The organism is Planctomycetota bacterium (assembly GCA_039819165.1).
Lineage (GTDB): Bacteria > Planctomycetota > Phycisphaerae > Phycisphaerales > UBA1924 > JAHCJI01.
Map to the genome: position 1 here is coordinate 1,868,910 of JBCBSM010000001.1, position 14,314 is coordinate 1,883,223.

The window sequence follows — 14,314 nt, forward strand, 5'->3', positions numbered from 1 at the left end:
ATCTTCGGCTAGACCGGGCCCACCCCCAAAAACGATAAGCCCCCGCAATGCGAGGGCTTTCAAAGCGAGGCGGACGGGACTCGAACCCGCAACCACCGGATCGACAGTCGGGCTACGGGGACCAGGTCGGCCCACCTGAGGGGTCAGAAACCGCGTTCTTGGGGCCGTCAGGCCGTTCGCTTGTACGCATGTATGCGATCAGTCGAGCGCTAGTTTCCCCCCGATGAGAGCGCACTGGAGCGCGCACCGTCATCTTCACACCCTATTGGTTGCCTTCTCGGCGAAACACCAGATATGCCCGAACCTGGCTTCCTGCGCGAACCACGGGCGCAGAAACTACAGTGTCGTAGGGGCCGGCCACTTCGGTCGCCTCAGCTTCGGTCGAGTAGGCGGAACCGGAGGGCACTAGGAGTGACCGAACGGGTTCAGCTGGCCTCCCGCTAGCCTGCAGCGTCCCATCCACTAAAGCCACCGTCCCTGACGAACTGACGGTGCTCCCTCCGACCGTCGCCTCGATTGTCACAGAAGAGCCGCGAGCAACCACGATATCGTCCGCAGCGACAGACGCCGCCCCTTCAATGGACACATCGTCCCGTACAATTCGGCTCCGCGGAATCCGCAGCGAGATCGGACCCGTCGGAATGCCGTTTGGAACCTTGATGATGTCTTCCACATTGAACTTAAGTTCAAGCCCTTCCGCCGCATCCGCGACGGACAGCGAACTCGCCTGCACAATCGATGCTCCACCGAGGTGCGACCGGATGACCAGCTCGGAATCGTCCACGACTCGCGCCCGGTTCGCTGATGCCGTCGCGTTACTGTTCGACCCAGTCTGTCGCTGGGCTGTGCCACAGCCCAGCAGCGAGAAGACGGTCAACACGATCGAAGCCGAAACAAGAATTCTCGATTCCATCGCGTGCCACACTCCTTTTGTACCGTCTTCCGCAGACAGTACCGCATCGGTCGCCGGACGCGCCCCCATGATATCCACTGGGATGGCACATCGAATCCTCCAGGGCGTTGGCGTTCTCGTCTTCGCGACCGCCTACGTCATCCCGCCAGGGTGCGCCTCGGAGCCACCAGCCTCAACCCCAACCAGCGTCTCAAGCAACGCTACCGGGGCCACGGTGACGGACGGGTCCTCGCTGACAGTGCTGACGGTCTACGGCACGATCGAGAATCTGCCGCCTCATGGGGATCCTCTCAAGGTTGGGGATGTCCGGCTTGAGCAGTACAGGCTCGATGACGGTCGGTTTGAACTTCTGCGCAACGTTTTGCGCGATCCTGACCACCCGGACTTTAGACTACTTCTCGACGATGACATCAAGCTCTTCGCCAGAATTACTGGCAACGGACTCTGGTATTTGGCGATTGTTGAACCCAGCGGGAGTGTTCGTCGTGGGCTCTCCGATCATCCCCCGCTCCTACGCAGTCTGGGGAAACTCGAATACCCCGCGCAGGAATCCATGTACTATGGCTTGACCCATGGTACTGGTACTCATGCATTCATCCTAGTAGGCACTCACTCGCCACTTCCCGCCGATAGCAACTGGTGGACAGAGCAAACATCGCACTGGAACAGTGTCGAAGGAGTCTGGCAGTACGACTCACAGGCTCCAGAGCCCTTCCAACGTGTTCGCGGGATCCGCGATCCGCGACGACGCACAAAGCCTGCGATACCCGAAGGCTTTCGGGCGCTCTGTGAATCTCTCGACTCACTGGAGGCTACGGAGGTGGTCTATGGCATCGCGTTCCACGTCGGCAGCCCGTAATGGTGCTCTCGTCGTCGCAGCCATGGTTGCGGCGTGGTTCCACGCTCTGACGTGCAATGCACAAGATGCTGGCGGGTCGTGGCACAGCCCCATTAGCCACTACAGCAACGACGACCTCGATATACGACTCAAGAGTGCTGAGTCGACTGCATTCGAACTCCTCGCCAATGGCCATCTCGATAAAGCTCTTGAAATGATGGCTCCGATTGTCCGGCTCCGTGAGTCCCGGGGCATCGCCGCGGGAAGCGAAACTCCTGTACGACTTCGCCAACTCTCCGGCGCGCTTGCCAGTAATCCGGACGAACAAGCAGAAGTCCAAGATGCCCTTCGAGTGTTGTACGGAGAGCTCTCACAGTACCGGACACGCGGCGACTTCAATGACGGCGCAGAGGCAGCGCTCTCTGTAGCCGATCGCTTGGAACGAGCGGTAGGAGTTGATTCCATTGATGCAGCGCACTCACGTCTCCGCTCCGCCTGGCTCTATCGGCAAGCTGGACGACTCGATGATGCGGTCCAGCAGGTTAGCCTTGCAACTGCAGCATTCAAACGAGCCCTGGGCGATAGACACCCAACCACCCTTGAAGCTACTATCGCCCTAGCCGAATGTCTTCGACTTGACGGTCGCATGGGCGACGCGAAAGCGGTCTACGCCGAAGCCATCGATGCAGTTGGCGACCACCTCCCGTTGAGAGGAGCGCCAACCCTCGGGTTGGCCTCGATTGCACACGCCGATGGTGCCTTCACCGAGGCCAAACAACTGTTGACCCGCCTTCGCCAGGACCAAGAAGCCGCTGGCATCGATCCTCTCATTCTTTCCGAGACGCTTCATTTACTCGCTCAAGTGCACCACGCGGCAGGCGAGTATCGAGACGCCGAAAGTCTCTATTGGCAGACGCTTAGCATTCGCCAGGTCCAGGCCGGCAAATGGGCTGAGTTCACCCTGCCGGTATACCACAACCTTGCGGGGCTGTTCCTGCGCTACGGAGACTTTCGTCGAGCCGAGACGCTTTACCGATCCTTGTTGAATGCGCTTGATGGCAGATCAGCGGAGTGGGACCTAGAACGTGCTTCCGTTCTGAACAACCTTGGCCTGACTTTGCGTGAAGTGGGAGATACACCTGCTGCGATTCAAGCGTTCTCTGATGCGCTCCATTTGCGAGAGAGCCGTCTATCGCCAGCAGATGAGCGTATTGCGATCACGCTTGCGAATCTAGCGCCGCTCGTTATTGAAGGTGGTGACCTCGATCGCGGCATTGACATGCTTGCTCGCGCCACGGACCTTGTATTGGCGCGACGGGGCAGGCACCACCCATACACGCTTCGCATACGCTCCAACTACGCTGCTGCCCTAGCTCGTGTACCCGGGCGGGAAGACGACGCGGTGCGGATTCTGGACGAGACGGTTCTCCTCGGGAGAAAGACGGGCGGGCCCTACTTTCTGCAAATCTTGTTGAACCGGGCACAATTTGCCTTGGGACAGCAGCACGACAGCGCACTTGCAGAGCGCCTATTCGAGGAAGCGTGTGCCGAAGCCGAATCAAACTGGGAGGGTTTTCGTGCGGACGCGATCGATCGTGCTCGCTATTTTAGTGAAAGTGACGCCCTCGACGCCTATAGAGGTCTATCACGTGCGATTCTCACTCAAGTGCCCGGCGACCCGTGTGGAGTGAGGTCCGGATCTGGTGTATCTCGGGCGTTCGTCGCCCTTGACCGCTCACGCGCCCGGGAGTTGTCAGCCGCGCTCGCCAGACATGAAGCACTCTTGGAGCGCGTTCCGGAGAGGCTCCAGCGCTTGGTTGAGGAAGCCCGTCGGGAGCATGAGCGGGCGGAGACTGAACTTGCTGCCCTGAGCGCTGATTCCTCCGAAGCTGGCATGGCCAGAGTCCTCGAACGACTACGAGACGCCAAGGCGAGACACCGTGAAGCTCGACGCGCGGCCGTCGCCGCTTCAGGAACCACCGAGTCAGGACCTCCAGTAGTGGACCTCGAATGTTTGCGCGAACGACTGGATCCGCTACAGTTGGTCCTGGCATTCGACGTCGGGCCGACTCAATCTGCGCTCTATCTGCTTGCCAAGGATGGCGATCCCACTGTGGTGTGCCTCCGATGGCCGGATGGAACCGACGTCACAGCCGAAACACTCCGTACACAACATGCCGCAGCGTTCGAATGGCTCAAAGGAGAGCTGGTCGAACCAGCACATCGCGCTGATTCGGTAGCACGGCTAGAACAGCTAGCCGACTCTCTCATTCCGGCCTCCGTCAGAGATCTGGTACTGTCCAAGCGAGAGCTGATCGTTATTGCGGATGACGTTGTGCACGCGACTCCGATCGAGTACCTCCTGCAGCTACTCCCACAGGACTCAGCACCATCGGTGACGTACGCCCCGTCTGCTGCGATTCTGACAGTTTCTTCTATCCCGAAGCATCAAGTGCGCCGCATGGCGTATTTGTTCGGGAATCCTCAGTATGAGTCAATGCCCCCCTCTCAAGCTCCCGCGGGTGAACTACAGGGTGTCTTCGTCGCATGGGTGATGCCCGACACGGCCGCGGCTATGTCGGGATTGGCAGCCGGAGACGTTGTGTTATCCGTAGATGGTGAGCAGCAGATGGACGCGGAAGCACTGCTGACCCACTTGGAAGAGCGACGCCAAGGCCTCATAGGAGTGCCGCCAGTAGCACTCGCGGTGGAGCGAAATGGTCGAATCTTGGAGCTGTCGCTTGACTTTCCGTTCTCAGGGATGCGACTCTGCTCCATGCCAGTCGGAGAGGCCGTTGCTGCCAGCAAGCTGGCTGACGTCCCAGCAGCACCATCGACGGATGATTGGATCGAAGCCGTGCTCCCGGACACGCTTCCAGGGGCTCAGCTGGAACTCGCAGGTGCCAGAGCTACGCTGTCTCGCGCACTTGGCGCTGATCAGGTGGTAGTCAGAGAGTGGTGTGACGCAACTAGGTCGGAAGTGGAACAATGCGCACCCGATGCACGGTGGCTGCATTTGGCTGTACACGGCATGGCCAACCCGAATGCTTCAGACAGCTCGCTTCAGTTTGCACGCTGCCCATTGACAGATGGTTATTCAACATTGACGGTCGCGGACATCCTATTCGAGTGGCCGCGGTACTTGGCTGGGACGGAGCTTGTCGTGCTCAGCGCTTGCGAAACCGGCTCCGGTCAAGTCGAGCGGGGCGAAGGTGGTTTATCCATAGGCTGGGCGATGATGACAGCCGGCGCTCAGACGGTGGTGGTATCACGGTGGCGGGTAGACGACGACGCGACAGCACTGTTGATGACGAAATTCTACGAAGTACTCTTTGCTGGTGACGACACCGGGGCCGAGGCGATTGGCATTCAGCGTCATTCACCGTCAGCTGCCCTGACTGAGGCCAGTCGATGGCTGAGATCGCTCAGCCGACATGAGGCCGACCAGAGGCTCGCTGAACTCCGTACGATCGCTAAGGCGTCCGAGCCGCCGTTCGACGAGCGTCCGCCTCGATCACGTGATCCACGAAGGCGAGCAATTGCTCCAAGCGGTACCGTCCGACCGTACGAACACCCCTCATATTGGGCCGCTTTTTCGGTCATCTCTCGACAACCTTGATGCTCCCGAACCCAAAGCGATCCAGAACTCGGCCTACTTCGGATGCGATTTTTTCCCTGGGTTACCGATTGTGACCCGCCCGTACTCTCCCGTAGCTGTAAGGACACCATCGTTGCTGTGGAGGATCATGCTGTCCGAGCCGCTGCCCTTGTCGTATCCCAACAACTCGTGCTGCCGAATGACGAATCGATCGAGGACAACGGCCGCGAGATCGTCCCATGTGCGATTCCACCAGACTCGATCCCACTGGCTCAGCCAGTTCGAGAGTAATGGCAGCGCGAGGTCGAGGTACGGATCGCGGACGTTTCGAGCACACCACAATGCTGCCTCGTGCTCTCGCAACTCATCAAACCCGAGCAACACTGTCGTCAGGGGGGTTAAGGAGACTGCCACACCCGCTGGCGTTGGAAGAGACGCCCATTGCAACTGCCGCAGGATCTCTGCGAGGTTCCACTCCGCAAGAGGCGACTCAAGTTGCAGGCCACTGCCGATCGCCGGCCGCCCGTTCGCTTCATCGACGCCGGCGAGCGAGAGAATTCCCGCGGGAGTCGAGTCGAGGAATGACTCGAGATCGTCCACGCCGAGTCCGGTTCCAAATGTCTCCGCGACGATGCTGTCATCGAGGGAGCTCAATACAGATTCAAACCGAACATTGCCTCGCTCAGACTGCTCGACATTCCGAATGAGCCCCAGAAATGCACCTTCCAGTGCCACAGACAAGTGGTTGTGCAAGTAGAACATCCGCCAAAGATCTGCCACGTCACGAAACACCCCATCACGGGAGAACTCGAACACCAAATCCTCGACGGTCGTGGCGCCGTAGAGCACTGCATCTCCGAACGTTGCACTGTTGAACTCGACATCAACCTCGGCGCACTGGCGGATCAGGTCCATGATCAAGAGCAGACTGCGCCTTCTCAGGGCGTGGGACTTCCCGGGACTCCCAACCTGATCAAAGAACACGTGGCGAAGCAGCCCCTTATCCACGGGACCTTTGTTCATGATCTCGCAGACACCACCACCAGAGCCGATCTTCTCCAAACCACGAAGCGTCACCTGAGAGGCACCCGTCCTCAGGTTCGTCAACACTCGTGGGTGCCCAAGTTCGGCCCCATACGCGTCGGCCAACTGCTTCCCTAATGGCGTCAAGCGAATCTCGTCTGGCGATGTCTGGCTCGTTGATTCCCCCTCGCCGTTCTCGTCGTCCTCGGTCGGCTCCATCTCCTCGAAGCATCCGAGATTCACCAGCGAGTTGAAGTACTGATTCCACGCGAGACTTCCACTCCGGCGGTATCTCCGGAGATCAAAGCTCTCGTCCATCTCTGTTGCCGACCGCTTGCGCTGAGCTTCTCGAGAACCGACGACGCCACCACCATCACAAGTCGCACCCTCGTGATGTGTGATGCAGCCAAGAGCGAGAGCCTTCTCACGCTGCCGTATGGCGTCGTTTAGTCCGCGGTCCGACGACTGTCCCTTAAGGTGCGATCGATAGTCATCCACGCACCAGGGGCAGGAAGCTGTAGTACCGAGCCCGTGGCGTTATGGTCGTGATGCAGTGCAGCAACTGTCCGGCCATGCGCGTAGAGACTCTGAGTTCAAGCCCAAGCGGGTCTTGGACATCGGATCCGAGTGACGGCTTGTTCCAGATCAGGGTCTCAAGCACCAGTACATTATCGTGCCACTCTGGCCGCTGTGAATCTGCTGCTAGGTGTGGCCTAGATTCCCGTATCCCGTTGAGGCGGGAATTCTGTCCATGCCCTGGACCTCCGAGGTGGGGCACCAGCCCGGTGCCCCTGAGGCCAGAGGAGAGACCATCGCAGTCGAATCAGAGCATCGGGTGTCCCCGACCACACGGGGACAACTCGCGTCCGACCAGTGCGCGCTCTGGAGAGCGCGCACTATTCGATCTTCGGCTAAGAGTGAACACCCCGCAAAAACGATAAGCCCCTGCTTTCACAGGGGCTTACGAAGCGAGGCGGACGGGACTCGAACCCGCAACCACCGGATCGACAGTCCGGTACTCTAACCAATTGAGCTACCGCCCCGGGCACGCCTCGGTGAGGCGCGAGACAAGCCTAGCAGACACGATTCGGGGGTCAAGGATCGGGCCGCCGTCCGAGCCGGCGGGGTCCGCGTCCGCCCCTGATCGGTGGAGGCTCCCGCCGCTCTAGCCGTCCGCCAGGCGGACGTTACCCTCCTCTTGCAGCTGCATCACGTTGCCCTCGGGCGCGACCGCGACGGCGGCCTGGTAGACGAACACGCACGCCGCCCCCATCGCGATGACCGCGAGGAACAGCAACGCGTCGAGCACGCTCAGCGTGGGGCCCCTCGAGGCTCGGCCGCCGGGCATCTGCATGCCGTACTGGCTCATATCTGCGGCTCCAATCTTGAGTCGGGTCCTGGCTCGAATAGTTGGGTGCCTAGCGACGGATGTTGGACACGACGGCGTCGCCGCGGCGGGGCGTGGTGCCCAGGCCCGCGGTGTCGACCGTGCCGTCGGCGAACTGCAGGTCGGCCCGCTGCACGATGAAGTAGCCCACCAGGGTCGCCTGGCCGCCGCGCTGGCCGACGATGTACAGCCGCTTGCCGGCGGCGAGCCCGTCCTCGCTGCCCAGGTCGACGCGGGCGAGCATGGAGCCCGAGTCGTCGTTGCGGGTCTCGGTGATGCTGCCGCGGACGTAGGACGCCACGTCGGGGCTGGTCGACCCGCCGCCGGCGACGCCGCCGCCGCCCTCGCCCGACTCCAGGCGAGCGACCTGCTCGCGGAGGGAGCGGACGGTGGCCTCCATGGACTCGGTGCTGCTCTGCAAGTCGCTGATGCGGTCGAGCAGCGCGATCTCGTTCTGGCGGAGGTTCAGCTCGTTGGCCCGCAGCTGCACGACCTCCGACGAGTGGCGGTCGACCAGCTCGGTCAGCAGGCGGTTGGTCTCGTTGAGCTGGGTGATCTGGTTCTGCAGGCTGGTGACCGACTGCTCGGCCGTCAGCTTGTCGCGGCGGAGGTCGCCGACCTCGCCCTGCAGGCTGTTGATCTGGCTGGCCAGCGCCGTCTCGTTGGACTGCAGCTCGCTGATCTTGGCCTGCAGCGCCTCGCGGGCGGCGGCGGCCTGGGCGGCGGCCTCCTGGTTCACCGCACGCTGGGCGTCGAGCTCGGTGTACACCCGCTCGTAGTCATTCAGCACGGCGCGGTTGTTGACCGCGAAGGAGATCGTCAACGACGACAACGCGATGCCCGCGACCGCGGCCAACACGACGAGGAACTTCGTGAGCAAGTGCATGTTCAGCTACCCGTATTCTGCACCGGCAACGGCCGGCTTCGCCAGGGCCTCCAAGGCCATCCCCGCGACCCGAACCAGCGAGAACCCAATCGAACGACGAACCGGAGCGATCCCAGCCGCCCCCAGCCGCAAAAGCCGAAACGAGGGCCATCCCTGGACCGCCGACGACCCCCCACCGCGGGAGCCGGGATACCGCACGCGATGCCGGCAGCGGCCGACCCTCGCGGTGGGCACCGATACGACCGGGCCAACCCGCTGGTTGCCCCGACCCGCCGAACACCTCGGAGGTGTCAGCCTCCCGGCCCTGCGGCGAGGGCACAGGTTATCACGGTCGTGTCAGCCGGACAACAGCGGCGGCAGCGTGGACCCGGACGGCCGGATCGGCGTCGGCCAGCATGCCCTCCAGCACCGGCAGGTGCCGCGCCTGGCCCGTGCGGCCCAGCGACAGCGCCGCCAGGGCCCGCACCTGCGGCGAGGGATGGGCTAGGTACTCCTCGGCGATGAAGAAGCCCTGGGGCTGGCCAATCTCGGCCAGGGCGTAGACGGCCGAAAGGCGGACCTCGGGCGGCAGCTTGCGGCCGGTCTCGTCCTCCTTGGCGGTCAGCAGGATGAGCTGGTCGACCGAGCCGCGGTCGCGGACCTCGCCCAGGATGCGGGCGGCGAGCGCGGCGGCCTCGAGTTCCTCGGGCCGGGCGGGATAGAGCGCCGCCCGCAGCGGGTGCACCTGGGCCTCGTCGCCCAGCTTGACCATCGCCTCGCCCATCTGCAGCCGCATGAGCTGGAGCTGGACGGGGTCGGCCAACCGCATCGGCCGCCGCGCCGCCTGCCTGAGCAGCGGCAGGGCCGACTCGTTGCCCAGCTCGCCCAGGATCACCGCGGCGTGGGCCCGCAGCCTGGGGTCGTCGGCCTCCAGCACCGCGTCGGCCAGCGTGGACATCTGCCTGGGCGCGCGGTTGGCCGCCATCGCGTACACCGCCGACAGCCGGACGTAGGGCGAGGGGTCCCGCAGCAGCGGCTCGGCGTCGTCGAGGAGCGAGGCCCGCTCGGCCCGGCCGATGGCCATCAGCGCGATGGCCCGCACGCCCGGGCTCTCGTCGTTCAGGGCCCGCCGCAGCACCGGGGATGCTCGCCCGGGCGCCTCGAGCAGGCCCTCGAGCGCGTTGCCCCGGACCACCGGGTTGGGATCGCCCGCGTAGCGCTCCAGGGCGGCGATGGCCCGCTCGCGGGCCTGCGAACGCTCGATGGGGCCGATGGCGGCCTCGGGCGTCCGCGACACGCGGGGCCCCGCCGACGCGCATCCCGGCGTGAGCGTGCCGGCCCCCAGGGCGCCAAGGGCGAGCGAGGCCGTCGCGATCGCAACACGTGGTCGTACGCTGGTTCTGCGGAGCATCAGCGTCGTTCGTCGGCTAGGCCGCCGCGGTTCGTCCAGCCCGGGCCCGCAGCGAGCCCCGCACCAGCAGCACGCCGCCGGCGGCCAGCAGGACGTAGGGCGTCGCCCAGCCCGCGGCCGCGTAGGGCGTCGGCCGGACGGTGCGGCCCGGGATCGCGCCGGCCACGATCGCGGGCGTTCGCGTGGCGAAGGCATAGCCCGCGGTCTCGATCTCGTGGTCGGGCCCGGCCTCGGGCAGCCAGGCGGTGGCGCCGATGGGCCGACCGCGTGCATCCAGGATGGCCGAGATGCCGGTGTTGGCCGCCCGGACGATGGGCACGCCCAGTTCGAGGGCCCGCCAGCGGGCCAGCTGCATGTGGGTCGCCCGGGCGGCGTCGCTGTCGCCCATCCAGCCGTCGTTGGTGGCGTTGACGAGGGCATCGACGCGGTCGCCTCCGCCTGTCGCGAGCCGGCGGCACACGCCCTCGTAGGCGATCTCGAAGCAGATGGGCGTGGCGACCCGCAGCGCATCGCCGCCGGCCAGCGGCACGTCGATCCACGACGGCTCGGGCGCGGCGTCGAGGTCGAAGGTCATCCCGCTGGCGCCGATCGCCGACAGCTGCCGCTCCAGCCAGCCCCACCGCGAGACCAGCGGGATCACCTCGCCGAAGATCGTCAGCCGCATCTTGTCGTACCGCTGGCTCGTCAGCCGGCCGTCCGAGAACAGGTGCACGCTGTTGTGCAGCGCGTCGTAATCACTCTGGATCGAGCCGTCCTCGGCCCGCGAGAACTCCAGCCCGTCCTGGCTCGCCGCCCCCACCAGCATGGGCACGCCCAGCTCGCCCTGGATGCCCGCGAGCTCTTCGGCGAAGGACCACGCGTTGAGCCGGCCCCGCTCGGTCTCGTAGTAGAGCCCAAAGTCCCGCATCGCGCGGACGGCGTCGACGCCGATGGGTGGTCCGGGCAGCATCGTCTCCGGCCAGACGATGACATCGGCCTCGCCCCCGAGCTGGCGCGTCATCTCGACGAATCGTGCGAACAGGTCGATCTGCCGCTCGATGTCCCAGTTCGTGCGGTTGCTCTGGGGTACGTTGGTCTGCACGATGCCGGCGCGGATGCCGCGATCACCCCCCGGGGCCTCGCCGACGGGCGGCGCCAGCAGCCCGAGCAGCGCGAGCGCGAGCCACGGGACCGCGATGAGCGCGACGCACCCGACGATCCTCTCGCGCTGCAGCACGCCCAAGGCAAGACCGATCACCGCCGCCGTGCTCAGCGCCGCCGCAAAGCCCACGCCGTAGGCCCCCACAACCGCGCCAGCGAGCGACACCCGCGGCGCGTCGATCAGCGGGTGGCCCACGAGCAGCCACGGATACCCGCCGAAGAGCACCTGCCCGCGGGCGACCTCGACCGCCGACCAGAGCACCGCGAGCGTGGCCGCCGCCGCCAGCGGGGGCCTCGTTCCCCGCAGCGCGAGCGACGCCGCCAGCACGAACGCGCCCGCCCAGGATGCCTGCAGCAGCATGCCCGGCGGGTAGCCGAGCGCCGAGATGTCCATGATCCAGGCGTGCGTGATCGACCACATGGGCAGCGCGCCCAGCATCGCGCCCAGCGCTGCCGACAGCTTGGCGTACCGACCACGTCGCGACGCCGCCAGCGCCACGGCCATCAGTCCGGCGGGCGACGCAACCGCCAGCGGCCACCAGGCAATGGGCTCGCCCGACAGCAACCCGGCCAGTGCGTACCAGAGCCCCGCGACTAGCCCGAGCGCGAGCCACGCGGGCGACAGCTTTCGGAGCCGCCGGACCATCGAACTAGAGCCCGGCGTAGTCGATCAGCCGTGCGATCTCGCTCCGCAGGTCGGCACGGGCCACGATCTTGTCGATCAACCCGTGCTCCAGGCAGAACTCCGCCCGCTGGAAGCCCGGCGGCAGCTCCTGGCGGATCGTCTGGCGGATGACCCGCGGACCCGCGAAGCCGATGAGCGCCCCCGGCTCGGCCAGGATGACGTCGCCCAGCATCGCGAAGGAGGCGGTCACGCCGCCGGTGGTCGGGTCGGCCAGCACGCTGATGAACAGCCCGCCGGCCTCATCGTGCCGCGCCAGCGCCGCGCTCGTCTTGGCCATCTGCATGAGCGAGAGCGTGCTCTCCTGCATGCGGGCGCCGCCCGAGCAGCTGACGATGACCAGCGGCAGCGACCGCTCGGTGGCCATCTCGATCGTCCGCGTGATGGTCTCGCCCACCACGCTGCCCATCGAGCCCATCATGAAGCCCAGATCGAGCGAGCAGAGCGCCGCCTGGCGGCCCTTGACGAAGCCCACGCCAGCCATCACGGCGTCGTGCCGCCCGCTGCGCTTCTGCTCGGCCTCGAGGCGATCGGGGTAGGCCTTGAGGTCGGTGAAGACCAGCGGATCGATGGGCCGCAGCTCCTCGAACATCGCCTCGAACGAGCCGGTGTCGACCAGGTGCTCGATGCGGTCGGGGGCGGTAATCCGGAAGTGGTGGTCGCACTCGGGGCAGACGCGGAGATTGGCCTCCATCTGCTTGCGGTAGATCAGCTGCTCGCAGCCCGGGCAGCGGAGCCACAGCCCTTCGGGCACGCTCGACCGCCGCTGCGGACGCACGTCGGTCCAGCTGCGGGCGGCCTTGGCCTGTGTGGTGCTCGCCATAGCTCGATTCTTGGCCGATCGCCGGCCTGCGCTCCGCCCCGGGTCTTGCGGCACGCGGGTCGGGCTACACGCCGCCCCGCGCGGGCTGCAGCCGTTCCCGCTCGATCTGGATCGGGACTACCAGCGGTCCGCTGACCGCCGCGTCCCAGTTCTCGGTTAGCGGCACTCCCGCCAATCGGCTGCGGACGACGTGGAACGCCAGCGGCCGCAGCACGACCACCACGTGCTTCGCCTTGCCGTTGAGCTTCTCGATCGCCCGGGCCAGGGCGGCCATGAGCCGGTTCTCGGCCGCCTCGAAGCTCTCGCCCTCGGGCGCTACCACGGAGGCCGGGTCGTCCAGCCACTGCTTGAAGGCGCCGTACCGCTCCTCCAGGGCGTCGAGCCGCTGCCCCTCCCACAGCCCCAGGTCGATCTCGCGGAGATCGTCGATGGTGCGGGGCTTTCGCTCGGCCAACTGGCCGATGTGGTTTGCGGTCTGGGCCGACGCCTCGTCGGGGCCGCACACGATGGCGGTCACCACCGAGGCGTCCACGCCAAGGAGGGCCTCAGCGAGTTCCTCGCCCCAGGTGGCGCACGCGGGCAGGTCGCAATCGCCGCCCAGACGCGCGGCGGCGTCCCATTCCGTGCGGCTGCTGCGTACGAGGATGAGATCGATCAGGGCGGGAGCGGCCATCCAGGTCCCTTGGGTCGGCAGCCGCTCCGCCACACGCGGACGACGGCTGCCCCGGGGGCGGCACTCTCCGGGTATCGGCCGGAGGGGCGAACTGTACCGCCCATCCCGACCGATCGAGCGGCCCGAGGGGCGACCGGATCGGAATGCCGGGGCTGAAACCCGTACATGATGCGATCAAGATCGGCTATCCGGGCCCTACGCCTCGCCACGCCGCATGGCCGATATGACGCCCCGCCGCTCGCTGGGGGAAGTCCGGAAGACCGCCGATGCCGCCGCCAGCACGTCCGCCCCCGCCCCGAGCAGGCCCGCCGATTGCGCCGGGCCCACGCCGCCGTCGACCTCGATCCGCAGGTCCCTCCCGGCCCGCGCCCGCGCCCAGCGAATCTTGCCGAGGGCCGCCGGATCGAACGCCTGCCCCGCGAAGCCCGCGCGGATGGACATCACCACGAGCACGTCAACGTGGGGCAGCAGGTCGGCGGCCCGCTCGATGGGCGTCGGCCCGTCGACCGCGACCCCGGCGCTGCAGCCCAGAGACCGGATGCGATCGATCAGCGTCCGGGCCTCGTCGCCATCGCACGCCTCGACGTGGAAGGTCAGGTGCCCCGCGCCGGCGCTGGCGAAGGGCTCGACGAAGTCCGCCGGCCGCTCGACCATCAGGTGGACGTCGAAGAAGGCCTCCGGCAGCGCCGCCTTGAGCGACGCCAGCATGTCGACCCCTAGCGCCAGGTTCGGCACGAGGTGGCCGTCCATGACGTCGTAGTGCAGGAAGTCGCCGCCGGCCTCCAGGGCGTCGCGGCACTCCTCGCCCAGCCTCGCATAGTCGGCCGCCAGGATCGACGGCGCCACCAGCGGCAGGCGCGGCGGATGCAGAAGCGGATTGCTGGTCGTGGACGGCTCGGCCATCGGCGTGCTCCCTGCCATGCCGCATGGTAATACCGCCGCCCGGCTCTACGATCGAACC

The 14,314-nt window shown here is 65.7% G+C and carries 11 protein-coding genes and 1 tRNA gene; 2 read left to right on the top strand and 10 right to left on the bottom strand.

The annotated features are described in order from the left end of the window. Positions 1-262 precede the first annotated feature (262 nt). Positions 263-913, bottom strand: coding sequence for a hypothetical protein (locus AAFX79_08130; GenBank protein ID MEO1008520.1), 651 nt, complete (start codon positions 911-913; stop codon positions 263-265). A gap of 82 nt (positions 914-995) precedes the next feature. Between AAFX79_08130 and AAFX79_08135 the strand changes: the two genes are divergently transcribed. Next, entirely contained in the window at positions 996-1,772 is a 777-nt protein-coding gene (locus AAFX79_08135; GenBank protein MEO1008521.1) for a hypothetical protein, read from the top strand. Beyond that, entirely contained in the window at positions 1,741-5,370 is a 3,630-nt protein-coding gene (locus AAFX79_08140; protein ID MEO1008522.1) for a CHAT domain-containing protein, read from the top strand. The genes AAFX79_08135 and AAFX79_08140 overlap by 32 nt, the downstream gene beginning before the upstream one ends. A gap of 33 nt (positions 5,371-5,403) precedes the next feature. Here the strand turns inward: AAFX79_08140 and AAFX79_08145 are convergent, their stop codons facing one another. The 9 genes from AAFX79_08145 to AAFX79_08185 form a co-directional block, all read right to left on the bottom strand. Next, the gene (locus AAFX79_08145) at positions 5,404-6,690 is read right to left on the bottom strand and encodes a hypothetical protein (protein ID MEO1008523.1); all 1,287 of its coding nucleotides are present in this window, start codon (positions 6,688-6,690) and stop codon (positions 5,404-5,406) included. 651 nt (positions 6,691-7,341) lie between these two features. Next, positions 7,342-7,415, bottom strand: a tRNA-Asp gene (locus AAFX79_08150). A gap of 122 nt (positions 7,416-7,537) precedes the next feature. Continuing rightward, positions 7,538-7,741 (bottom strand): hypothetical protein, encoded by a 204-nt coding sequence (locus tag AAFX79_08155; protein ID MEO1008524.1) that lies wholly within the window; start codon positions 7,739-7,741, stop codon positions 7,538-7,540. Positions 7,742-7,790: 49 nt separating this feature from the next. After that, positions 7,791-8,645, bottom strand: coding sequence for a hypothetical protein (locus AAFX79_08160; GenBank protein ID MEO1008525.1), 855 nt, complete (start codon positions 8,643-8,645; stop codon positions 7,791-7,793). 325 nt (positions 8,646-8,970) lie between these two features. Then, positions 8,971-10,035 (bottom strand): HEAT repeat domain-containing protein, encoded by a 1,065-nt coding sequence (locus AAFX79_08165; protein ID MEO1008526.1) that lies wholly within the window; start codon positions 10,033-10,035, stop codon positions 8,971-8,973. 16 nt (positions 10,036-10,051) lie between these two features. Beyond that, a complete protein-coding gene (gene lnt / locus AAFX79_08170) occupies positions 10,052-11,821 on the bottom strand; it encodes an apolipoprotein N-acyltransferase (GenBank protein ID MEO1008527.1) in 1,770 nt (589 codons plus the stop codon). 4 nt (positions 11,822-11,825) lie between these two features. Further along, positions 11,826-12,680: an acetyl-CoA carboxylase, carboxyltransferase subunit beta gene (gene accD, locus AAFX79_08175; protein MEO1008528.1), complete on the bottom strand. Its 855-nt coding sequence runs from the start codon at positions 12,678-12,680 to the stop codon at positions 11,826-11,828. Between the two features lie 64 nt (positions 12,681-12,744). After that, entirely contained in the window at positions 12,745-13,353 is a 609-nt protein-coding gene (locus AAFX79_08180; GenBank protein ID MEO1008529.1) for a histidine phosphatase family protein, read from the bottom strand. A 195-nt stretch (positions 13,354-13,548) separates the two neighbouring features. Then, on the bottom strand, positions 13,549-14,274 hold the full coding sequence (locus AAFX79_08185) for a ribulose-phosphate 3-epimerase (protein MEO1008530.1): 726 nt from the start codon (positions 14,272-14,274) through the stop codon (positions 13,549-13,551). Positions 14,275-14,314 lie beyond the last annotated feature (40 nt).

Excerpts from the sequence above, each read along its gene's own strand:
- AAFX79_08130 (MEO1008520.1), bottom strand. The coding sequence starts at position 913 with ATGGAATCGAGAATTCTTGTTTCGGCTTCGATCGTGTTGACCGTCTTC.
- AAFX79_08135 (MEO1008521.1), top strand. The coding sequence starts at position 996 with ATGGCACATCGAATCCTCCAGGGCGTTGGCGTTCTCGTCTTCGCGACC.
- AAFX79_08140 (MEO1008522.1), top strand. The coding sequence starts at position 1,741 with ATGGCATCGCGTTCCACGTCGGCAGCCCGTAATGGTGCTCTCGTCGTC.
- AAFX79_08145 (MEO1008523.1), bottom strand. The coding sequence starts at position 6,690 with ATGGACGAGAGCTTTGATCTCCGGAGATACCGCCGGAGTGGAAGTCTC.
- AAFX79_08155 (MEO1008524.1), bottom strand. The coding sequence starts at position 7,741 with ATGAGCCAGTACGGCATGCAGATGCCCGGCGGCCGAGCCTCGAGGGGC.
- AAFX79_08160 (MEO1008525.1), bottom strand. The coding sequence starts at position 8,645 with ATGCACTTGCTCACGAAGTTCCTCGTCGTGTTGGCCGCGGTCGCGGGC.
- AAFX79_08165 (MEO1008526.1), bottom strand. The coding sequence starts at position 10,035 with ATGCTCCGCAGAACCAGCGTACGACCACGTGTTGCGATCGCGACGGCC.
- lnt (MEO1008527.1), bottom strand. The coding sequence starts at position 11,821 with ATGGTCCGGCGGCTCCGAAAGCTGTCGCCCGCGTGGCTCGCGCTCGGG.
- accD (MEO1008528.1), bottom strand. The coding sequence starts at position 12,680 with ATGGCGAGCACCACACAGGCCAAGGCCGCCCGCAGCTGGACCGACGTG.
- AAFX79_08180 (MEO1008529.1), bottom strand. The coding sequence starts at position 13,353 with ATGGCCGCTCCCGCCCTGATCGATCTCATCCTCGTACGCAGCAGCCGC.
- AAFX79_08185 (MEO1008530.1), bottom strand. The coding sequence starts at position 14,274 with ATGGCAGGGAGCACGCCGATGGCCGAGCCGTCCACGACCAGCAATCCG.